The 20,087-nt window shown below is 64.8% G+C and carries 16 protein-coding genes; 10 read left to right on the forward strand and 6 right to left on the reverse strand.

The features are described from left to right. Positions 1 to 30: 30 nt before the first annotated feature. Both ABIB99_RS03965 and ABIB99_RS03970 read right to left on the reverse strand, forming a co-directional pair. Entirely contained in the window at positions 31 to 1,962 is a 1,932-nt protein-coding gene (locus ABIB99_RS03965) for a long-chain fatty acid--CoA ligase (RefSeq protein WP_247309743.1), read from the reverse strand. After that, the gene (locus tag ABIB99_RS03970; RefSeq protein WP_014493868.1) at positions 1,959 to 2,780 is read right to left on the reverse strand and encodes an ABC transporter ATP-binding protein; all 822 of its coding nucleotides are present in this window, start codon (positions 2,778 to 2,780) and stop codon (positions 1,959 to 1,961) included. Before ABIB99_RS03970 ends, ABIB99_RS03965 begins: the two co-directional genes overlap by 4 nt. A 335-nt stretch (positions 2,781 to 3,115) precedes the next feature. On the opposite strand from ABIB99_RS03970, the gene ABIB99_RS03975 reads away from it, so the two are divergent. Continuing rightward, positions 3,116 to 3,790: a Crp/Fnr family transcriptional regulator gene (locus ABIB99_RS03975; RefSeq protein ID WP_208089500.1), complete on the forward strand. Its 675-nt coding sequence runs from the start codon at positions 3,116 to 3,118 to the stop codon at positions 3,788 to 3,790. Here ABIB99_RS03975 and ABIB99_RS03980 read toward each other — a convergent pair. Then, positions 3,787 to 5,037 (reverse strand): MFS transporter, encoded by a 1,251-nt coding sequence (locus tag ABIB99_RS03980; RefSeq protein WP_175618111.1) that lies wholly within the window; start codon positions 5,035 to 5,037, stop codon positions 3,787 to 3,789. The two genes, ABIB99_RS03975 and ABIB99_RS03980, sit on opposite strands and share 4 nt — an antisense overlap. A 290-nt stretch (positions 5,038 to 5,327) precedes the next feature. On the opposite strand from ABIB99_RS03980, the gene ABIB99_RS03985 reads away from it, so the two are divergent. Both ABIB99_RS03985 and ABIB99_RS03990 read left to right on the forward strand, forming a co-directional pair. Beyond that, positions 5,328 to 8,648, forward strand: coding sequence for an adenylate/guanylate cyclase domain-containing protein (locus tag ABIB99_RS03985; RefSeq protein ID WP_208087780.1), 3,321 nt, complete (start codon positions 5,328 to 5,330; stop codon positions 8,646 to 8,648). Between the two features lie 21 nt (positions 8,649 to 8,669). Beyond that, the gene (locus tag ABIB99_RS03990; RefSeq protein ID WP_208070465.1) at positions 8,670 to 9,350 is read left to right on the forward strand and encodes a redoxin family protein; all 681 of its coding nucleotides are present in this window, start codon (positions 8,670 to 8,672) and stop codon (positions 9,348 to 9,350) included. A gap of 17 nt (positions 9,351 to 9,367) precedes the next feature. Here the strand turns inward: ABIB99_RS03990 and ABIB99_RS03995 are convergent, their stop codons facing one another. Beyond that, positions 9,368 to 10,207: a uroporphyrinogen-III synthase gene (locus ABIB99_RS03995; protein WP_166099615.1), complete on the reverse strand. Its 840-nt coding sequence runs from the start codon at positions 10,205 to 10,207 to the stop codon at positions 9,368 to 9,370. A gap of 174 nt (positions 10,208 to 10,381) precedes the next feature. On the opposite strand from ABIB99_RS03995, the gene purU reads away from it, so the two are divergent. Continuing rightward, positions 10,382 to 11,245, forward strand: coding sequence for a formyltetrahydrofolate deformylase (gene purU / locus ABIB99_RS04000; protein WP_166099612.1), 864 nt, complete (start codon positions 10,382 to 10,384; stop codon positions 11,243 to 11,245). A 125-nt stretch (positions 11,246 to 11,370) separates the two neighbouring features. On the opposite strand, the gene ABIB99_RS04005 is transcribed toward purU, so the two are convergent. After that, positions 11,371 to 11,655, reverse strand: a complete 285-nt coding sequence (locus tag ABIB99_RS04005; RefSeq protein WP_166099607.1) for a hypothetical protein — start codon at positions 11,653 to 11,655, stop codon at positions 11,371 to 11,373. 521 nt (positions 11,656 to 12,176) lie between these two features. Here ABIB99_RS04005 and ABIB99_RS04010 point away from each other — a divergent pair. The 6 genes from ABIB99_RS04010 to ABIB99_RS04035 all read left to right on the forward strand — a co-directional run bounded on the left by ABIB99_RS04010 (position 12,177) and on the right by ABIB99_RS04035 (position 18,040). Then, positions 12,177 to 13,367 carry an ABC transporter substrate-binding protein gene (locus ABIB99_RS04010; protein WP_014493878.1) on the forward strand — a complete coding sequence of 397 codons (1,191 nt, stop codon included), beginning with the start codon at positions 12,177 to 12,179 and terminating at the stop codon, positions 13,365 to 13,367. A gap of 167 nt (positions 13,368 to 13,534) precedes the next feature. Next, positions 13,535 to 14,404: a branched-chain amino acid ABC transporter permease gene (locus ABIB99_RS04015; RefSeq protein ID WP_007612509.1), complete on the forward strand. Its 870-nt coding sequence runs from the start codon at positions 13,535 to 13,537 to the stop codon at positions 14,402 to 14,404. An 8-nt stretch (positions 14,405 to 14,412) separates the two neighbouring features. After that, positions 14,413 to 15,441, forward strand: coding sequence for a branched-chain amino acid ABC transporter permease (locus ABIB99_RS04020; protein WP_166099602.1), 1,029 nt, complete (start codon positions 14,413 to 14,415; stop codon positions 15,439 to 15,441). Continuing rightward, positions 15,438 to 16,193, forward strand: a complete 756-nt coding sequence (locus tag ABIB99_RS04025; RefSeq protein WP_208087777.1) for an ABC transporter ATP-binding protein — start codon at positions 15,438 to 15,440, stop codon at positions 16,191 to 16,193. Before ABIB99_RS04020 ends, ABIB99_RS04025 begins: the two co-directional genes overlap by 4 nt. After that, positions 16,186 to 16,902 (forward strand): ABC transporter ATP-binding protein, encoded by a 717-nt coding sequence (locus ABIB99_RS04030; protein WP_166099597.1) that lies wholly within the window; start codon positions 16,186 to 16,188, stop codon positions 16,900 to 16,902. Before ABIB99_RS04025 ends, ABIB99_RS04030 begins: the two co-directional genes overlap by 8 nt. Before the next feature lie 19 nt (positions 16,903 to 16,921). Beyond that, entirely contained in the window at positions 16,922 to 18,040 is a 1,119-nt protein-coding gene (locus ABIB99_RS04035; RefSeq protein ID WP_208087776.1) for a cobalamin-independent methionine synthase II family protein, read from the forward strand. A gap of 174 nt (positions 18,041 to 18,214) precedes the next feature. On the opposite strand, the gene ABIB99_RS04040 is transcribed toward ABIB99_RS04035, so the two are convergent. Continuing rightward, positions 18,215 to 19,921: a caspase family protein gene (locus ABIB99_RS04040; protein ID WP_354174918.1), complete on the reverse strand. Its 1,707-nt coding sequence runs from the start codon at positions 19,919 to 19,921 to the stop codon at positions 18,215 to 18,217. Positions 19,922 to 20,087: the final 166 nt, after the last annotated feature.

The raw sequence follows: 20,087 nt of genomic DNA on the forward strand, positions 1-20,087 counted from the left end.
CTGGCAGCGCGGTCTCGGTTCGAAGCAGGCTCACTCCGCGGCCTCCGCCATATGCCCATGCCCGCCGAGATCCACCACGCGCAGCGTCGTTCGCACGCGTTGCGTGGTGCCGTCCTGGAAGCGGATCACGGTGTCGACGGGGATGTCGGCATCGCCGCGGTAGATCGCGTTGATGATGCCTTCGTATTTCTCGTTGATGACGCTGCGGCGCACCTTTCGGGTGCGGGTGAGCTCGCCGTCGTCGGCGTCGAGCTCCTTGTAGAGCAGCAGGAAGCGCGAGATGCGTTGCGCCGGCGGCAATGTGGCGTTGACGGTCTCGACTTCCTTCTTGAGCAGCGCGTAGACCTCGGGCCGCGAGGCGAGGTCGCTGTAGGTCGTGAACGAGAGCCGGCTCTTCTCCGCCCATTTCGAGATGATGGAGTAACGGATGCAGATCATCGCCGCGAGCGCGTCGCGGCCGGCCCCTAGCACCACGGCCTCCGCGATATAGGGCGAGAACTTCAGCTTGTTCTCGATGAACTGCGGCGAGAAGCGCTCGCCGCGCGAGGTCTCGGCCAGGTCCTTGATGCGGTCGATGACGACGAGCTGCTTGTTATCGTTGAAGTAGCCGGCGTCGCCCGACAGCATCCAGCCGTCCCTGATGTCGGCAACGCTCGCTTCCGGGTTCTTGTAATAACCCAGGAACATGTGGGGATGCCGCACCACGATCTCGCCGACGCCGTGGACGTCGGCATTGTCGATGCGGATCTCGACGCTGTCGGCCATCGGCACGCCCGTCGTGTCGGGATCGACCTTGCCCTCGGGATGCAGAGTGTAGGCCCCTAGCAGTTCGGTCTGGCCGTAGAGCGTGCGCAGCGGCACGCCCATGGCCTGGAAGAACTTGAAGGTATCAGGGCCGAGTGCCGCGCCGCCGGTCGCGGCCGAACGCAGGCGGGTAAAGCCAAGGCGGTCGCGGAGCGCGCGGAACAGGATTGCGTCGGCAAAGCTCGAACGTTTGCCGTCTGCGAGCGCGGCGAGGCCGCTTTTCATGCCGATGTCGAACAGGCGCTGCTTGAAAGGCGTCGCGTCCATCACCTTGGCGCGGACGTCGGCGGCGATGGATTCCCAGACGCGCGGCGCAAATAGCACGAACGTCGGCGCGATTTCGCGCAGATCGTTCATCATCGTGTCAGGCTCTTCGACGAAGTTGATCTTCATCCGGCACAAGAGGCCTTTGCCGAGCACATAGACCTGCTCCATGATCCACGGTAGCGGCAGCACGGAGACGTATTCGTCGTCCGGCCCTTTCGGATCGAAGGCGAGATAGGTCGCGCAATGGCCGAGCACGCGGCCGGCGGCGAGCATGGCGAGCTTCGGGTGCGAGGTGGTGCCCGATGTTGTGCAGAGAATCGCGACATCCTCGCCCTTGGTGGCATCGACGAGGCGATCGTAGAGCTCCGGCTCACGCGTGGCGCGGCCGCGGCCGAGCTCGGCGAACGCTTCCGCCGACATCAGTCTGGGATCGTCGTATTTCCGCATGCCGCGCGGATCGGAATAGATGATGTGCTTCAGCCGCGGGACCCGCTCGGCAAGCGCGAGCAGCTTGTCGACCTGCTCTTCGTCCTCGGCGAAAACGACCTGCGCCTCGCCATAGTTGAGGAGGTAGGAGGCTTCCTCGTCCAGCACGTCGCGATAGAGCCCAAGGCTCAATCCACCGATGGCGTGGGTTGCCACTTCCGCCGCGACCCAGTCCGGCCGGTTGTCGCCGATGATGCCGATGACGTCCTCGCGCCCCAGGCCCAATTCGATGAGGCCGAGCGCGAAGTCGCGTACGCGGGTATGGTAGTCATTCCAGGTGAAGACGCGCCAGAGCCCGAGATCCTTTTCGCGCAACGCGATCTCGTTGCCGTGCTCCCTGGCATTGAGCCGCAGCATCTTCGGATAGGTGTCGGCCTGCGCGACGCGGCCCGCGTAATCCATCATGCCGCACTCTCCTGCGCTGGCGGAGCATCGTCCGGGTCGACCAGCACCTCGTCCTCCTCGCCGAGATAGGCGCGCCTGACGTGGGGATCGGCGAGCACGGCGGCCGGATCGCCCTCGGCGATCTTGCGGCCGAAATCGAGCACCATGACGCGGTGGGAGATGTCCATCACCACGCCCATGTCGTGCTCGATCATCACCACCGTCATCCCGAACTCCTCGTTGAGGTCGACGATGTAGCGGGCCATGTCCTCCTTCTCCTCGAAGTTCATGCCGGCCATTGGCTCGTCGAGGAGAATGAGGCGCGGCTCCAGCGCCATGGCACGGGCGAGCTCGACGCGTTTGCGCAGGCCGTAGGAGAGGGTGCCGGCTTGCGCCTTTCGCACCGACTGGAGATCGAGGAAGTCGATGATCTCCTCGACCTTGCGGCGGTGCTCGAGTTCCTCCTTGCGCGCGCCGGTGAGCCAGTACAGCGATCCCGTGAGAAAATTGTTCTTCAGGAGGTGATGGCGCCCGACCATGATGTTGTCGAGCACGCTCATGTGGTGGAACAGCGCCAGATTCTGGAAGGTGCGGCCGATGCCGAGCGTGGGGCGCGCGTTCGGCGTCAGCCCTGTGATGTCGCGGCCGCGGTAGAACAGCTGGCCCTCGGTCGGCTTGTAGCGACCGGAAATACAATTCACGATCGAGGTCTTGCCGGCGCCGTTGGGGCCGATGATCGAGAACAGCTCGCCGTCATTGATGGCAAAGCTGACATCGGTCAGCGCACGGACGCCGCCGAATCGCAAGGACACGCCGCGCACTTCGAGACTGGTAGCCACCAAACAAATCCCTCCCGGTGATGGCGCATTCAGCGGCGCTCTTCATCCGTTCCTGTCGGGCGATCCTAGTACGGCCGTGCCGGTGAGGCCATGCAGCTATTGGTCTCGACCGGCGCCGCGCCACTCTTGCTCCCGATCGGGATCAAAAGCCGCATCGCCCAAGGTGGTCCTCAATAGGGGAAAGCGCTATTTTGAAATGTCTCCCGCCTGACAATTCTGCGACAAAGTTTTTTCAGGCGGGAGTGGCCTTTCTTTCGTCGGATGGTGGTCGAAGTGGTCGTGTTGCAGTGCAGCAGAGAGATTGGGTGGCGAACGGTGCGGCTGGCTTCGGCATCATGATTTCAGAGGATCAACTGAAGCGGGTCGCCGCCTGGTCGCGCGAGCTCACGGACGCGGAGATCGAGGTCGCCCGCACCGGGATCACGGAACGGTCCTACCGCACCGGTGAGACCGTGTTCATGCGCGGCGATACGTTCAGCTATTGGGCGGGCATGGTGAGCGGCCTGGCACGGATGGGCGGGGTCTCGCGCGACGGCAAGGAGACGAGCCTTGCGGGGCTGACGGCCGGGGCCTGGTTCGGCGAGGGCAGCGTGCTTAAGAACGAGCCGCGCCGCTACGACGTGGTCGCGCTGCGCGACAGCCGCGTCGCGCTGATGGAACGCAGCGGCTTCATGTGGCTGTTCGAGAACAGCGTCGGCTTCAACCGCTTCCTGGTGCGTCAGCTCAACGAGCGGCTCGGCCAGTTCATCGGCATGCTCGAGGTCAACCGCACGCTGGATGCCACCGCACGCCTCGCGCGCAGCATCGCCTCGCTGTTCAATCCGATCCTCTATCCCGAGTCGACCGCGCATCTGGAAATCACCCAGGAGGAGATCGGGGCGCTCTCGGGCATGTCACGGCAGAACGCCAACCGCGCGCTGAACCGGCTGGAGAAGGAGGGGCTGCTGCGGCTCGAATATGGCGGCGTCACCATTTTGGATGTCGAGCGGCTGCGCGGCTACGGGGACTAGCGCGCATTTGCCGGCGCGTGGACCGGCCAGAGGTCGGCGCGCCAGCGGATCGCGATCGCCAGCATCGCGATGAAGCCTGCGGCGGCGTAGAGCGAGCCCGTCGCGGAATAGCCGATGATGTCGATCAGGCTACCGGCCGCGAGCAATCCGAGCGGCAGGCCGTAGATCACCATCATGCGGACGCCCATGACGCGGCCGCGCAGGTGTGCGCTCGCCGTCCGCATCAGGATCACGGCAGCTGAGATCATCGACATGCTCTGGGCGATGCCGGCGAGAACGAGGCAGGCCATCGCCACCGGCATGGTCCTGATCTCGACGAACACCAGCAGCATGGCGTACCAGGCCAGCGTTGCGCCGATGAGAAGCCGGGCAATGCGCAGTCCGCTGACCAGGCTGAGCGTGATGGAGCCGATCAGCGAGCCCACGGCGAAGCTCGCCGAGAGATAGCCGAGGCCGGTCTGGTCGGTATGAAAGATGTCCCGCGCGATGTAGGGCAATAGTCCGCCGGTGAAGGGAAATGCGGTGAGATTGGCCAGGAAGGCGACGCACAGCGCCGCGCGCATTCCCGGGCCGTTCCAGGCATAGACGATCCCTTCCTTGAGGTCGCCCAGCAATCGCGAGACCGCGTGGCTGTTCGCCGGAAGATCGCTCGTCGTGACGGTCCTTTTCGGCCGGGTCAGGCAGAGCATGAGAAGTGCGGCCGCGAGATACAGACAGGCGATCGCCACATAAACGAGGCCGATGCCGAGGACGGCGAACAGACCTGCGCCCGTCAGCGCTCCGGCGATGCGGGCGCTGTCCTGGGTCGTGCGCGCAACGCTGATGGCGCCCACCAGTTGCTCGGGCGGCATGATCTCGGCAAGCAGCGCGCCGCGAACGCCGAGATCGGAGGGGCGGATCAGGCCCATGAGCGCGACGATGATCATCACGCTCAGCGGCGACAAATGACCGGTCAGCGCCAGGACCATGATGGTCGACGAGAGCGCGGTATAGGCAAGGCGCATCACGACCAGGAGGTCGCGATGACCCATCCGGTCGCCGATCATGCCGAGCACCGGCGCGACCAGGGTCCCGACGAACTGCAGCGACGCAAGCACGGTGAGCAGCAGCACGGAGCCCGTCTCGACCATGATGTACCAGCCGAGCACCAGCGTCTCCACTTCGAACGCCCACGAGGTGAGCAGATCGGACGGCCACTGGAAGCGATAATTGCGGATGCGGAATGGCGCGAGTGCGGATGTGCTCAAGATGCGATGACGGGTTTCACGGCGATTCCCCCTTATTTTTGTTCTTCTGTTGGCAGGGTAGCCCCGGCCATGCCTCTGTCAATTGGCGCTACCGCATGCCGCCATGCCTGCCGACGATTTGCGGTGCGCCAGTGCGCCCGCAGCATCGCTTCGTCGCCTAGCCGATACGGAGCGGGTGATCAACCACCGCTTGCTCTTCCCGTGTGACGAGCCCATGCTTGCCTGGTTCCTGGGCCCATTCGGCAGGTCCAGGAACTCGCGCCATCGCGGCTTCCGCGAGGTCTTGACCCATGAACTGCTCTTGCTGTGGTTTAGAGGTCCAGAGCGGCTTTGCCTTCTGCCCGAAGTGCGGCACGAAGCAGCCGAACGCGTGCCCTGGCTGCGGCTTTCCATGCGCGCCGGATTTCGCCTATTGCCCGAAATGCGGTGCCTTCGTCGCTGAGGTCCCCACAGGCGGGCAGACATCGGCGCGGACGAGCCAGACGACGCTCCCGATCCAGTCCTCCTCTCCGCCGCTCGTGCCGGCGGAGGAGGCTCAAGCCGCATTTCGAGCTCCGTCGGACAAGATCGACAGCGAGGCGAACCGCCGCACCATCACCGTGCTGTTTGCTGACCTCAGCGGCTTCACTGCGATGAGCGAGCGGCTCGACCCCGAGGTCATGCAGACGCTTCAAAACGAATTGTTCGAGGAGTTGACGGCCGCGGTGCAAAGCTTTGGCGGCTTCGTGGACAAATTCATCGGCGATGCGCTGCTGGCTCTGTTTGGTGCGCCGGCGGCGCACGAGGACGACCCGGAGCGGGCGATGCGCGCTGCCCTCGACATGATCGGCCGGACGGCGCGCCTCAGCGAACGCGCGGAGGCGTATGCCGGTTCACCGCTGCTGCTCCATGTCGGCATCAACACAGGGCACGTCGTCGCGGGCGGGCTCGGGGCGGGTGTTTCCAAATCCTATTCGGTGACCGGCGACACGGTGAATACCGCCCAGCGACTACAGTCGATGGCGGCTCCGGGCGAGGTGCTGGTCGGGCCGTTGACCCACCGTCTGACGCGGCATGCGTTCTCCTATGACTCGCTTGGCGAGGTCTCGCTCAAGGGCAAGATGGGCAGCGTGCTGGTCCACCGTCTGAAGGAGCCGCTCGACACGCCCCGTGCGGCGCGCGGTCTCGACACGCTGGGCCTCAATGCGCCGTTGATCGGGCGCGACGCCGAGCTTGCGCGCCTGATCGGCAGCCTTGATCGCGCGTGCGGCGGCGCGGCTCAACTGGTGCGGCTGGTCGGCGAAGCCGGCATCGGGAAAACGCGCCTGGTCAGCGAGTTCGTCGCGCGCATCCGCGACCAGGATCGATTCGCCGGCGTGGCGATCCGGCACGCGGCGTGCTCGCCGCTCGGCGAACAATCCTACGGCACTCTCGCCGCCGTGCTGCGTAGCGCCTATGGCATCGCGCAGAAGGCGGGCGCCGTAGAGGCGGAGGCGAAGGTCGCCGAAGCGCTGTCGGAGCTTGGCCTCGCGACCGACGAGGCCGACCGCCTGATGCCCCTCTATCTGCACGTCCTCGGCCTCGGCGACCCCAACGCCGCCCTCAGGCATGTCGAGCCCGAACAGCTCCGCCGGCAGATATTCTTCGCGATTCGCACCGTCTTCGAACGCCGCCTGGCACTGTCGCCACTGCTGATCATCGTCGAGGATCTGCATTGGGCCGATGCGGTCTCGCTTGAAGCGTTGCGGTTCCTGATGGACCGACTGGAGCGGACGCGGCTGATGCTGCTGTTTACGCATCGGCCGATGCTGGAACTGGACCAGTTCGGTTCGAGCAGGATCAGTCACACAACCCTTCGGCTGCCCCCGCTTGGCGACGCCGACGGACAAGAGCTGCTCGCGGCCTATTTCAGTCACGGTTGGCGTGAACCGCCGGGAGGTCTGTTCGGTCGAATCCTCGATCGCGCCGGCGGCAATCCGCTTTTCCTCGAGGAGATCATACGCGGCCTCATCGAAGTCGGCACCCTCGAGCGCGACGGCGCGCAGTGGCGGATCAAGTCGGATGAAGCGGCCGCCGATATTCCGGCAAGCATTCAGGCGTTGTTGCTGGCGCGTCTCGACCGGTTGCCGCATCAGGTGCGCCGCCTGGCACAGGAGGCCGCCGTGATCGGCCCGCGTTTTGATGCGGTTGCACTCGGTGCGGCGGCAACCGAGCCAGCAAGGGTTGAAGCAGGGCTCGAGCTTCTGTGCGACGCGGAGATCATCGAGGAGATCGCGGGCGCGAACTCGATTTCACTGCGAACCTACCGCTTCACGCAAACCATGCTTCAGGACGTGATCTATCAAAACCTGCTTCTGCAGCGCCGGATCGAGCTTCATGGACGGATCGGCGGGGCGCTGGAGAGGCTCTATGGCCATGAGCCCGAGCGCCTCGAAGATCTCATACTGCTCGGACATCACTTCAGTCTGAGCGCGAGCAAGCCGAAAGGCGCACGCTATCTGCGCGCGGCCGGCGATCGGGCACGCGCGAGCTATGCGAACGACGATGCCATCCGTCTCTACCAACAGGCCCTCGCCGTACTGTTGACCGGCGGCGAACGGGAGCCGGAACGTCTGGTCCTGTACGAGCGGATTGCGGACCTTTGTGGCGCGGCTGGCCGCCGGAACACAGCCGAGGAGCACTATCAGAGCGCGTTGGAGGGGCACCGCGCCTTACAGGACGGTATCGGCGAAGCACGAATTCTTCGCAAGCTTGGCCGATTGCTGTGGGACGCCGGCAAGCGGATCAAGGCAGAGACGCATTACGCCGAGGCGGCCAACCTGCTTGGAGGGACCGACGCGCCCATCGAGTGGGCGCATCTCCTGCAGGAGCGCGGCCGTCTCGCGTTTCGGACCGGCGATCACGTCGCCGCCGCAAGATGGGCGGACGAGGCGCTCGGCTATGCACGGTCCGTACCGGCGGACGCGGACGAGCAGAGTGGGCCCGAGGCCGCACGTGCGATTGCGGAGGCCCTCAACACCAAGGGCGTTGCGCTGGCGCGGCTTGGACGACACGAGGAGGCAGTGCGCGAGGTGGAGCAAAGTGTTGCGGCCGCCGAAACAGCCGGCTTCCTTAACGTAGCCTGCCGCGGCTACACCAATCTCGGTGTGCTCTACACGATTGTCGACCCGGCGAAAGCCGTGGAGGTCTGCCGGCGTGGACTCGATGTCGCGCGTCGGATCGGGGATCTCGGCTTCCAGGCACGCCTCCTTGCCAATTTTGCCGTTGCGTGTTGCACCTTCACGGACAGATGTACCGAGGAAGGCGTGCCGGCTGCCGAGAAGGCGATCGAAATCGACCGGGCACTCGATCAGCGCGAACATCTCTCTGTGCCCCTGATCGTTCTCGGGCAAATCCATCAATGCCACTTCCGCCCCGATCTGGCCGCCCTTTGCTACAATGAGGCAATCGAGGTGGCGAACGAAACCGGCGAACCGCAGCAGCTCTTTCCATGCTATGATGGTCTCGCCACGCTGAGCCTTGATCGAGGCGACATGCCCGAGGCCGACCGATATTTCGCGCTGGCGCATGATGTCTGCGCCCGCCACGGGCTTGATCCCGCCGGGCTGATCGTACTGCCATTTCTTGACTAGGTCATATGAAGGAGTTCAACCATGTCAGAACTTCATGTCGACGGACCGCTTCAACCGGGCGATCGCGCACCGAACATCGTGCTGGACGCGATCACACGCGATGGAACGATCGCGCTCCAGGATTTTCGCGGGCATAGCCCGATATTGATCGGCTTGTTTCGCGGGCTGCACTGCCCGTTCTGTCGGCGCCACATCGCGGCACAGGCGCAACTTGACGCAGCCCTGCGCGACAAGGGCGTCGAAAGTCTCACGGTCGTGAACACGCCCATCGAGCGCGCGCGGCTCTACTTCCGCTATCATCCCTTGCCCAATCTGCTCGCCGCGTCCGACCCCGAGCGGGTCTCGCACCGCGCGTTCGGCCTGCCCACTATCGAGTTTACGGAGAACGAAACCGAGTGGCCGCGCAAGGTGGGTATGGACGTCGTCAAGAGCATGCAGGTGGAGGTGCCCGGCGAAACGTCGGGGTCGATGAATCGGTTGGCGGCTGCCGAGTACCTCAACAACAAGGACGGCTACGAGATGATGGAGGCCGATCAGCGCATGGCGGCAACCGGCCAGGGCCAGCTGTTCGGCCAGTTCCTGCTCGATCGCGAGGGGATCGTGCGCTGGACCTTTACCGAGGTTCCTGAAGGCGGCCACCGCATGTTCGGGGCTCCGAGCCCTCAGGAGTTGATGTCGGCCGCCTCGCAGGTGGCGAGCTAAGCATCGTCGGCTGGTGACTAACCCGCCACCTTCGGCCGTTTCTCGGCGAGCGCTGCCGCCATCGCCGAGATCAGCGGGCGCATGAAATAGTGGTCTTCCGCCGGTGCGATGTCCGTGCGCAGGCCATGGGCGGCGAGCTCTCCCGACACCGCGGGACCCACCGACGCAATCAGCGTCCGCTCCAACCCTGCGCGCAACTTCGCCTCACTGCCATGTGCCTTCGCGGCTTCCACGAGGCGGCGGACCTGGCCAAGATTGGTCAGCGCGATGGAATCGATCCGCCCCTCGGCCATGTCGTCGATGGCGGCGACGATGTTGGCGTCCGCCGCCTTTGAGTCGTAGGCATAAGGCAGCACCGTATCGACATCGGCGCCTTGCGCGGCAAGTGCGCCGGTCAGTGCGCTGTGGTCCTTGTCCGGATAAAGCTGAAGGCCGACGCGTCGCCCGTTCAAGTCGAGCCTGCCCAGTATTTCGATCACGCCCTCGGTGGTCGGCTTCTCCGTGGTCTGCTGCGCATCGAGGGAGATCTCGCGCAACGCCTTGCCGGGCTTCGGGCCGCGAGTGAATTTTCGCGATTTGGCGAGGGCTGCGACCAGAGCCTGGTCGAGACCACGGCTCCGCGCGAGCTTCATGATCCGCCGCAGGCCTTCGCCCGTCATCAGCACGAGATCGTCAAAGGGCTGGTCGATGGCGCGGCGGATCCAGGCCTCGACCGGGGCGGGATCGGGCGCGTCGTGAATAGTGAACATCGGGCACTGCACGACATCGGCACCTTGCTCCGCCAGAAGCTTTGAAAACTGCGCCTCCTCGCGCGTCTCCAGGATCAGGATGCGGTAGCCGTTCAAGCGGTCGGCCATGGGTGTGCTCCGGCGGTAAATTGCAATGGTCCGTTCATCCTGACTCCGCGCTTTATGCTGACGCAAGTCTTTGGGATCAAGTCTTGGGATTGGCGCGAGGGCGGGGTCGGTGATAGAGCAGGGCGCAAATCGCGGGTCGTTCCGCAGTCGCTGCCCAAACCTTCATCAAGAGCCATGCCCGATCATCAATATGTCCTGACCCTGTCCTGTCCGGATCGTCCCGGCATCGTCTCAGCGGTGTCGACCTTCCTGGCCCATAACGGACAGAACATTCTCGATGCCCAGCAGTTCGACGACATCGAGACCAAGAAGTTCTTCATGCGCGTGGTGTTCACCGCGGCCGATCTCGCCGTGGAGCTGTCGGCGCTCCAGACCGGCTTTGCCGCGATCGCGGAGCGTTTCGGCATGGAGTGGCAGATGCGCGACCGTGCCGCGCATCGCAAGGTGATGCTGCTGGTGTCGAAGTCCGACCACTGCCTGGTCGACATCCTCTATCGCTGGCGCACCGGCGAGCTACCGATGGTCCCGACCGCAATCGTCTCCAACCATCCGCGCGAGGTCTATGCCGGGCTCGACTTCGGCGGAATCCCGTTCCACCATCTGCCCGTCACCAAGGAGACCAAGCGCGAGCAGGAGGCGCAGATCCTCGATCTCGTCGCCGAGACCCGAACCGATCTCGTCGTGCTCGCGCGCTACATGCAGATCCTGTCGGATGATCTTTCTGCCAAGCTTTCCGGCCGCTGCATCAACATCCACCACTCGTTCCTGCCGGGCTTCAAGGGCGCAAAGCCCTATCACCAGGCCCATGAGCGCGGCGTCAAGCTGATCGGCGCTACCGCCCATTACGTCACGCGCGACCTCGACGAAGGCCCGATCGTCGATCAGGACGTCGAGCGCATCAGCCACCGCGACACGCCGGAGGATCTCGTCCGCAAGGGCCGCGATATCGAGCGGCGCGTGCTGGCCCGCGCGATCCGCTACCACCTCGACGACCGCGTCATCCTCAACGGCCGCAAGACCGTGGTGTTCATGGATTGATTGCCCGTCGTTCCGGAGCGCGCGACGCGCGAATCCGGAACCTCGAGATTCTCGGGTGCGCAATTGCGCACCATAGTTCGCCTCTGCGAGGCGTCCCGGAATGACAGCGAGATCGTTGTTGTGCCTCAGCGCACCGCGCCGCCCGACGTGGACCCCGTCGCACCCTTCTGCGCCTGCTCTTCCTTCTCGCGATCCGCCGCCGGCAGCAGCCGCTTGCGTTCGCGCTCTTTCATGTAGGCGTCGTATTGCGGCGTGCCGGGCCGCGGCGGTGCGTCGGCCGGCAGGCCGCCGGCCCATTGCGGGACGTAGTCGCCCATGCCGGCGGTGAGCTTTTCGTTGACGGTGCCGCAGCCGGACAGCCCCGCGGCGAGCGCAAAGAGGGTGAGGACGGAGCGGAAGGGCTTGAGCATTGTGCGCGCGCGAATTCAGTCAGGTTGGACGCCGGGTTAGGCTGGCGCGGGAAGAGTAGTCTTCAACAAGGTAAAATAGACTTATTCGAGGTAGGTAATTAGCTACCGATTTGCGCTGAACCGAAGACTCGCCGGTGTCCGAATTCTGCAAAAGAAAGACGAAATCCTCCATCCACGCGTCTGGTCGCTTTCTAGACTGTGGCAAGGGGCACGCGACAAACTGGCTTGGTCGGGGGCGGGGCTTTTTCGTTGACAGGTCCATTTTATTTGTACAATCGTACAAATAGGAGCGGCCAGGATCGGGGGCTCGGGTTACCCCGACGTAACCACGGCATCGCTCCCGTCGTCGGCCATCGGGACGCGCGGCTTGCGCCGAATGGTCGCCAAACGTCCGATTGACAATAAGGGCGCGAAAGACGCCATGTGGCGCGACATCGCGCGTGCGTGAGCTAAGGTTGAGCCAAGGACCGGGCACTCGGTCCGGCGCACAAGAGGTCAGGAATGAAGGGGAGGGACATCTGATGTTCGAACGGAAGACGTTTTCTTACAAGGTCTCTTGGACCGCAGCAGCGGCCGCCATCGCCGGCCTCGCGGCCATCGTGCCGGCCAAGGCCGAGGACACCGTCAAGGTCGGCCTGATCCTGCCGATGACCGGCGGCCAGGCCTCGACCGGCAAGCAGATCGAGAACGCGATCAAGCTCTACATGCAGCAGAAGGGCGACACCGTCGCCGGCAAGAAGATCGAGATCATCCTCAAGGACGACGCCGCGATTCCGGACAAGACCAAGACGGCCGCGCAGGAGCTGATCGTCAACGACAAGGTCAATTTCATCGCCGGCTTCGGCGTGACGCCGGCCGCGCTCGCGGCCGCGCCGCTCGCAACCCAGGCCAAGATCCCGGAAGTCGTGATGGCGGCCGGCACCTCCATCATCACCGAGCGCTCGCCCTACATCGTGCGCACCAGCTTCACGCTGGCGCAGTCGTCGACCATCATCGCCGACTGGGCGGTGAAGAACGGCATCAAGAAGGTGGCGACGCTCACCTCCGACTACGCGCCGGGCAACGACGCGCTGAACTTCTTCAAGCAGAATTTCACCGCCGGCGGCGGTGAGGTGGTCGAAGAGGTGAAGACGCCGCTCGCAAATCCGGATTTCGCGCCGTTCCTCCAGCGCATGAAGGACGCCAAGCCCGACGCGATCTTCGTGTTCGTGCCGGCCGGCCAGGGCGGCAACTTCATGAAGCAGTATGCCGAGCGTGGCCTCGACAAGGCCGGCATCAAGGTGATCGGACCGGGCGACGTCACCGACGACGACCTGCTCAACAACATGGGCGACGCCGTGCTCGGCACGGTCACCGCGCATCTGTATTCCGCGGCGCATCCCTCGCAGATGAACAAGGATTTCGTCGCGGCCTACAAGAAGGCCTTCGGCAACCGCCCGGGCTTCATGGCCGTGAGCGGCTATGACGGCATCCACCTCATCTACGAGGCGCTGAAGAAGACCAACGGCGACACCGATGGCACCAAGCTGGTCGAAGCCATGAAGGGCCAGAAGTGGGAAAGCCCGCGCGGCCCGATCTCGATCGACCCCGAGACCCGCGACATCGTGCAGAACATCTACATCCGCAAAGTCGAGAAGGTCGACGGCGAGCTCTACAATGTCGAGTTCGCGACCTTCGAAGCCGTCAAGGATCTCGGCAAGACCAAGAAGTGACCCGCGAAAGCGGGGCATCCCGGGGCGCGCATTAGCGCGACCCCGGGATCTCGTGAGCTACACTCTGCGTCATGCCCGGGCTTGTCCCGGGCATCCACGCAAAGCCCGGACAAGAACGTGGATGGCCGGGACAAGCCCGGCCATGACGATAACTCCAAGCTGAGACGATGACCTCTATCCTCACCAACCTGTTCGATGGCGTTGCCTACGGCATGCTGCTGTTCGTGCTCGCTTGCGGGCTTGCGGTCACGCTCGGCCTGATGAACTTCGTCAACCTCGCCCACGGCGCCTTCGCCATGGCCGGCGGCTATGTCTGCATGGTCCTGGTCAATCGGATGGGCTGGCCGTTCTTCGCCGCGCTGCCGCTCGCCTTCGTCTCGTCGGCTGCGATCGGCATCGTGCTGGAGCGAACGCTCTACCGCCATCTCTATGCGCGCAGCCATCTCGACCAGGTGCTGTTCACGATCGGTCTCACGTTCATGTCGGTCGCGGCCGTCGACTACATCCAGGGCTCGTCGCGGGTGTTCATCAATTTGCCGGCTGCGCTCCAGGGCCAGTTCGACGTGTTCGGCGTCGGCATCGGCCGCTACCGGTTGATGATCATCGTGATCTGCGGCCTGCTCACCATTGGTCTCCAGATGGTGCTGGCCAAGACCCGGTTCGGCAGCCGGCTGCGCGCCGCGGTCGATGATCCCCGTGCCGCGAGCGGCCTTGGCATCAACGTGCCGCAGGTGTTCGCCTTCACCTTCGCTTTCGGTTGCGGGCTCGCCGGCCTCGGCGGCGCGCTGAGCGCCGAGATCCTCGGCCTCGATCCGTATTTCCCGCTGAAGTTCATGATCTACTTCCTGATCGTCGTCACCGTCGGCGGCTCGTCCTCGATCACCGGGCCGTTCCTGGCCTCGCTCCTGCTCGGCATCGGCGACGTCGCCGGCAAATATTACGTGCCGAAGATGGGCCCCTTCGTGATCTACACCATGATGATCGTGATCCTGATCTGGCGCCCGAACGGCCTGTTCGGCCGCACGGCCGCGCGTTGAGGCCGCCGATGAGCGCTTCCTCCGACGTCGGTTATCACGCCCAGCGCCAGGCACGCTGGCACTATGGCGAAGTCGCCTTCTGGCTGGTCGTGCTGGCCTGCGGCTTCGCATTTCCCACGCGCTATCTGATCATGACCGACATCCTGCGGCTGGCGCTGTTTGCGATGTCGCTGGATCTCATCCTCGGTTATGCCGGCATCGTCTCGCTCGGCCACGCCGCCTTCTTCGGCGTCGGCGCCTACGCCGCGGGGCTTCTCGCCTTGCATGGCATCATCAACGAGCCCGTGCTCGCGCTGATCGTCGCCGGCCTTGCCGCGATGGTGCTGGGTTTCGCCACCAGCTTCCTGGTGATCCGCGGCGTCGATCTGACCCGGCTGATGGTCACGCTCGGCATCGCGCTGCTGCTTGAAGCGCTCGCCGAGCGCTTCTCTAACATCACCGGCGGCACCGACGGCCTTCAGGGCATCGAGATGCAGCCGATCTTCGGCGAGATTGCGTTCGACATGTTCGGCAAGACCGGCTTTTTCTACTCGCTGGCGGTGCTGTTCCTGTTGTTCCTGTTCGCCCGCCGCGTCGTGCATTCGCCGTTCGGCCTGTCGCTGCGCGCGATCAAGAACAATCCGCTGCGCGCCGCCGCCATCGGCATCCCCGTCAACCGCCGCCTGATCGCGATCTACACGCTCGCGGCGTTCTATGCCGGCATCGCGGGCGCGCTGTTCACCCAGACCACGGCGATCGCCTCCCTCGACGTGTTCGCCTTCGAGCGTTCGGCCGATTTGATGCTGGTGCTCGTGATTGGCGGAACCGGATATCTCTATGGCGGGCTGGTCGGTGCGGTGGTGTTCCGTATGCTCCAGGAATTGTTCTCCACCATCACCCCGCAATATTGGCAGTTCTGGATCGGTCTCGTGCTGGTCGTGATCGTGCTCGTCGGCCGCCAGCGCCTGCATCGCTGGATGCTGTACGTGCCGAACCTGGTCATCAAGCAGGTTGCCGGACGCAAGGCCGTCGTTGCCGTGCCGGAGAGCGACGCATGACCATCGCGCTCGAAACCCAAAATCTCGAAAAGCAGTTCGGCGGTCTGCGCGTGACGCGGGACCTGTCGCTCAAGATCGAGCAGGGCGCCCGCCACGCGCTGATCGGCCCGAACGGCGCCGGCAAGACCACTGTGATCAACCAGCTCACCGGCGTGCTCAAGCCGAACTCGGGCCGGATCCTGCTCGAAGGCCAGGACATCACGGATTTTCCGGTGCACAAGCGCGTGCTGCGCGGCCTGTCGCGCACCTTCCAGATCAACCAGCTCTATCCCGACCTGACCCCGCTCGAGACCATCGGCCTCGCCGTCTCCGAGCGCCTCGGCCATGGCGGCGACTGGTGGCGGCGGATGGGCACGCGGGGCGACGTCAACGGCGAGATCGCCGATCTCCTGAGGCGCTTCCATCTGCTCGACGTCATGAACGAAGAGACCGTGACGCTGCCTTACGGCAAGCAACGCCTGCTCGAGATCGCGGTCGCGATCGCCGTCAAGCCGCGCGTGCTGCTGCTCGACGAGCCCGCCGCCGGCGTGCCCGAGAGCGAACGCCACGACATTCTCGCCGTCGTAGGCAGCCTGCCGCGCGACGTCACCGTGCTGCTGATCGAGCACGACATGGACCTCGTCTTTTCCTTCGCCGACCGCATCTCGGTATTGGTCTCGGGCGCGCTGCTCACAGAAGGTCCACCCGACGTGGTCGCGCGCGACCCGCAGGTCAAGGCCGTCTATCTCGGCGAGGAGGCGGTCAATGTCTGACCTGCTCGCGATCGACGCACTTCGCGCCGGCTATGGCGAGGCGGTGGTGCTGCCCAACATGTCCCTGCGCCTCGCCGAGGGGCAGGTGCTTGCGCTGCTGGGCCGCAACGGCACCGGCAAGACCACGCTGATCAACTCCATCGTCGGCGTGACCCGCCGTTTCTCCGGTTCGGTCGCGCTGGCCGGCACCGATGTCACGAGCTTGCGGCCCGATCAGCGGGCGCGGGCCGGCATCGGCTGGGTGCCGCAGGAGCGAAATATCTTCCGCTCGCTGACGGTGGAAGAGAACATGACCGCGGTGGCGCAGCCCGGCCCCTGGACGGTCGAGAGGGTCTACGAGATGTTCCCGCGGCTGAAGGAGCGGCGGAGCAATTTCGGCAACCAGCTCTCCGGCGGCGAGCAGCAGATGCTGGCGATCGGCCGGGCGCTGACCCTCAACCCGAAGGTTCTGCTGCTGGACGAGCCGACCGAGGGCCTCGCCCCCATCATCGTCGAGGAGCTTCTGAAGGCGATCGGCAGCATCACCCGGGCGGGCGGCATCTGCTCGATCATCGTCGAGCAGAACGCGCAAAAGATTCTGGGGCTCGCCGACCGTGTTGTGATATTGGAGCGCGGAACGATCGTCCACGACGCCCCGAGTGCCGCGCTGAAGGCCGACCCGTCGGTCCTCGAACGCCACCTCGGCGTCGCAGGGGCGGCGGCCCACTAAAATATCCCGGGAGTAGAAAATGCAGCGAACCAAAGCCCCCTTCCGCGCCGACGAGGTCGGCAGCCTCTTGCGTCCCGCGAAGATCAAGGAAGCCCGCGCCAGGCTCGAGAAGGGCGAGATCTCGGTCGACGATCTGCGCAAGATCGAGGACATGGAGATCGAGAAGGTCGTGCACAAGCAGGCCTCGATCGGCTTGAAGCTCGCGACCGACGGCGAATTCCGCCGCTCCTGGTGGCATTTCGATTTCCTGGCCAAGCTCACCGGCTGCGAAATGTTTCACCCGGACACGGGCATCCAGTTCGCGGGCGTCGAGACGCGGCATGACGCGGTCCGCGTGATCGGCAAGCTCGATTTCCCCGACGACCATCCGATGCTGGATCACTTCCGCTTCCTGAAGAAGTCCGCCGACCAGGCCCACGTCGCCGCCAAGATGACGATCCCCTCGCCGGCCGTGCTGCACTTCCGCGGCGGCCGCAAGGCGATCTCCAAGGACGTCTATCCCGATCTCGACGCGTTCTACGAAGACCTCGGCAAGACCTACCGCAAGGCCGTGAAGGCGTTTTACGATGCCGGCTGCCGCTATCTTCAGTTCGACGACACCGTGTGGGCGTATCTCTGCTCGCAGGACGAGTTGCAGAAGGCGCGTGAGCGTGGCGACAATCCCGAGGGTCTCCAGCAGATCTATGCGCGCGTCATCAATTACGCGCTGGCCGAGAAGCCGGCCGACATGGTGGTGACGACGCATGTCTGCCGCGGCAATTTCCGCTCGACCTGGATCTCCTCGGGCGGCTACGAGCCCGTGGCCGAGACCATGCTGGCCGGCACCAATTACGATGGCTACTTCCTCGAATACGACTCTGACCGCGCCGGCGGCTTCGAGCCGCTGCGCTTCCTGCCCAAGGGCAACAAGGTCGTCGTGGTCGGCGTCATCACCTCGAAGTTCGGCGAGCTCGAGAAAAAGGATGACATCAAGCGTCGTCTCGAAGAGGCCGCCAAGTTTGCACCGCTGGAGCAGCTCGCGCTGTCCCCGCAATGCGGCTTTGCCTCGACCGAGGAAGGCAACATCCTCTCCGAGGAAGAGCAGTGGGCCAAGCTCGGCCTTGCGGTCGAGATCGCCAAGGAAGTGTGGGGCAACTAAGTTTGCCACATGGCTGCTGTCATTCCCCGCGAAAGCGGGGAATCCAGTACGCCGCGTCTTCTCGGTGAATCACTGGCGTCTCGGATTACTGGATCGCCCGATCAAGTCGGGCGATGACACCGAGTGAGTGGCGGGCAGCGTCACACCCTCGAAAACCAGTGCGCTCACCCGCCCTCACTTCTCCGCCAGATAGACCTCGCCCAGCAGCGACGAGTTCGACCACGGCACCTGCTTGTTCTTCGTGCTCGAGACCACTTCCGCCCGCACGCGCGTCAGCATCTGTTGCACCTCCAGCCCCGGCGTGCCGAGATGGCGGGAGAGGGCGGCGGAGAACGGCGAGTTGGCGCCTTCGCCATCGAGCGCGACCTGGCCCGGCGCGGTGGCGAACGCGATCAGCGTGCCCGCGCCCAGCGTTGCACCGGCGCCCAGGCTCGTTGGCGCTGCGAGGCCCGAAGCGCCCTCGATGCCTCGGTTGGTGCCGGCGGCTGCGACCTGCTGCGCCATCGGGTTGTTGCGGCAGGCATCGAAGATCAAAATGTTGGTGCGGACCTGGTCGTCGAGGCCGGCCATGATCGTGTCCATGTCGATCATCGCCTCCGTCATGCCCGCGCCCGGCTTGAGCTCGACGTCGACGGGGATGAGATAGTTGCGGCCGTCGACCTGCACGCCGTGGCCGGCATAGTAGACCAACGCGACCTGCGCCCGCGCCGCCTCACGCAGGAAGTCGCGCGTCACTTTCTGCATCGCTGCGCGGTCGAGATCGATGCCCTCGGACACCGTGAAGCCGATGTCGCGCAGGCTCCTGGCGACGGCGCGCGCATCGTTGGCCGGATTGGGCAGCGCCTTGACATGCGCGTAGGCGCCATTGCCGATCACCAGTGCGAGGCGCTTGCCAGGCGTCGCCGGGGCAGGCGAGGGCGCAGGTGCCGCGCCCGTTTGCTGCGGGGCCGGCTGCGTCACCGGCGACGGCGCATCGCGCGGGATTGGGGTGAGCGCATCCGTCACCAGCGACAGCCGCACCTTGGCGGTCGCCTGGTTGGCCTTGCTGCCGGCATCGGACGCCACGATCGCCAGCGTCGCCTTGTAGTCGTCGCGCGCATGGGCGTAGTCGCCCTTTGCCTCATAGGCCAGCGCGCGGTGGATATTGCCGGAGATCAGCACGCTGTTCGGCGGCGTCATGATGTTGACGGGCGGTTTTTCCTTCGCAAGCCGGATCGCCTCGCTGCCATCGGCAACGGCGCGATCGAGATCGCCCCGCACGCGCCAGATCGCGGTGCGGTTGATCAGCGGCTGCGGCAGTGTCGGGTCGAGCCGGATCGCCTGGTTGATGTCGGCAAGCGCGCCGTCGAGATCGCCGAGCGCCTCCTTCGCAATGCCGCGATTCTGGAACGAGAACGTCGATTTGGGCTGCAGCTTGATCGTGGCATCGTAGTCGGCGATCGCCTTGGCGTAGTCGCCCTTGCCGCGCCAGGCGTTGCCGCGATTGTGGAAGATCGTGCCATCAGGCGGGCCGAGCTTCAGCGCATCGTCGAAATCGGCGATCGCGATGTCGTAGTCGCCCTTGTCGTAATAGGCCGATCCCCTGAGATTGTAGACCGCCTGGCTCGGCTGGAGCCGGATCGCCTCGGTGGTGTCGGCGATGACCTTCGAATAGTCGCCCTTCTTGTTCCAGCCCACCGCGCGCCAGAAATAGATCGTCGCGAGCTGCTCACCTTTGAACACCTTCAGCGCGACGATCTTGTTGCAGGCGTCGATCATCTGGTCTGGCGGCGTGGTGTCGGTCGTGCAGAGCGGCCCGAGCTGGCTGCGCGCCTGCGCGAAGGCGGGTGCGGCCCACAGGGTTGCTGTGAGCAGGCAGAGCGCGACGAGCAGGCGGCGCATGACGATGGTCCCTTGAAGGAGAAGCGCTTGTTTGTTGCCCGGCGGTGCGCCGGGGTTCACGCGCTCGTCATTGGACGTGGGGTAAAGCCAAGAGAGGGTATTCCCTCAGTGGGCAGATTTTGCTACGACGCTGGTCCCAACAGTTCTGCCCACCGCTTTCCCACTC

The sequence above is a fragment of the Bradyrhizobium sp. LA6.1 genome, from assembly GCF_040547805.1.
GTDB lineage: Bacteria > Pseudomonadota > Alphaproteobacteria > Rhizobiales > Xanthobacteraceae > Bradyrhizobium > Bradyrhizobium barranii.

Excerpts from the sequence above, each read along its gene's own strand:
- ABIB99_RS04020 (WP_166099602.1), top strand. The coding sequence starts at position 14,413 with ATGAGCGCTTCCTCCGACGTCGGTTATCACGCCCAGCGCCAGGCACGC.
- ABIB99_RS04040 (WP_354174918.1), bottom strand. The coding sequence starts at position 19,921 with ATGCGCCGCCTGCTCGTCGCGCTCTGCCTGCTCACAGCAACCCTGTGG.
- ABIB99_RS03995 (WP_166099615.1), bottom strand. The coding sequence starts at position 10,207 with ATGGCCGACCGCTTGAACGGCTACCGCATCCTGATCCTGGAGACGCGC.
- ABIB99_RS03965 (WP_247309743.1), bottom strand. The coding sequence starts at position 1,962 with ATGATGGATTACGCGGGCCGCGTCGCGCAGGCCGACACCTATCCGAAG.
- ABIB99_RS04025 (WP_208087777.1), top strand. The coding sequence starts at position 15,438 with ATGACCATCGCGCTCGAAACCCAAAATCTCGAAAAGCAGTTCGGCGGT.
- ABIB99_RS04015 (WP_007612509.1), top strand. The coding sequence starts at position 13,535 with ATGACCTCTATCCTCACCAACCTGTTCGATGGCGTTGCCTACGGCATG.
- ABIB99_RS03975 (WP_208089500.1), top strand. The coding sequence starts at position 3,116 with ATGATTTCAGAGGATCAACTGAAGCGGGTCGCCGCCTGGTCGCGCGAG.
- ABIB99_RS04035 (WP_208087776.1), top strand. The coding sequence starts at position 16,922 with ATGCAGCGAACCAAAGCCCCCTTCCGCGCCGACGAGGTCGGCAGCCTC.
- ABIB99_RS04005 (WP_166099607.1), bottom strand. The coding sequence starts at position 11,655 with ATGCTCAAGCCCTTCCGCTCCGTCCTCACCCTCTTTGCGCTCGCCGCG.
- ABIB99_RS03985 (WP_208087780.1), top strand. The coding sequence starts at position 5,328 with ATGAACTGCTCTTGCTGTGGTTTAGAGGTCCAGAGCGGCTTTGCCTTC.
- ABIB99_RS04010 (WP_014493878.1), top strand. The coding sequence starts at position 12,177 with ATGTTCGAACGGAAGACGTTTTCTTACAAGGTCTCTTGGACCGCAGCA.
- ABIB99_RS03990 (WP_208070465.1), top strand. The coding sequence starts at position 8,670 with ATGTCAGAACTTCATGTCGACGGACCGCTTCAACCGGGCGATCGCGCA.
- purU (WP_166099612.1), top strand. The coding sequence starts at position 10,382 with ATGCCCGATCATCAATATGTCCTGACCCTGTCCTGTCCGGATCGTCCC.
- ABIB99_RS04030 (WP_166099597.1), top strand. The coding sequence starts at position 16,186 with ATGTCTGACCTGCTCGCGATCGACGCACTTCGCGCCGGCTATGGCGAG.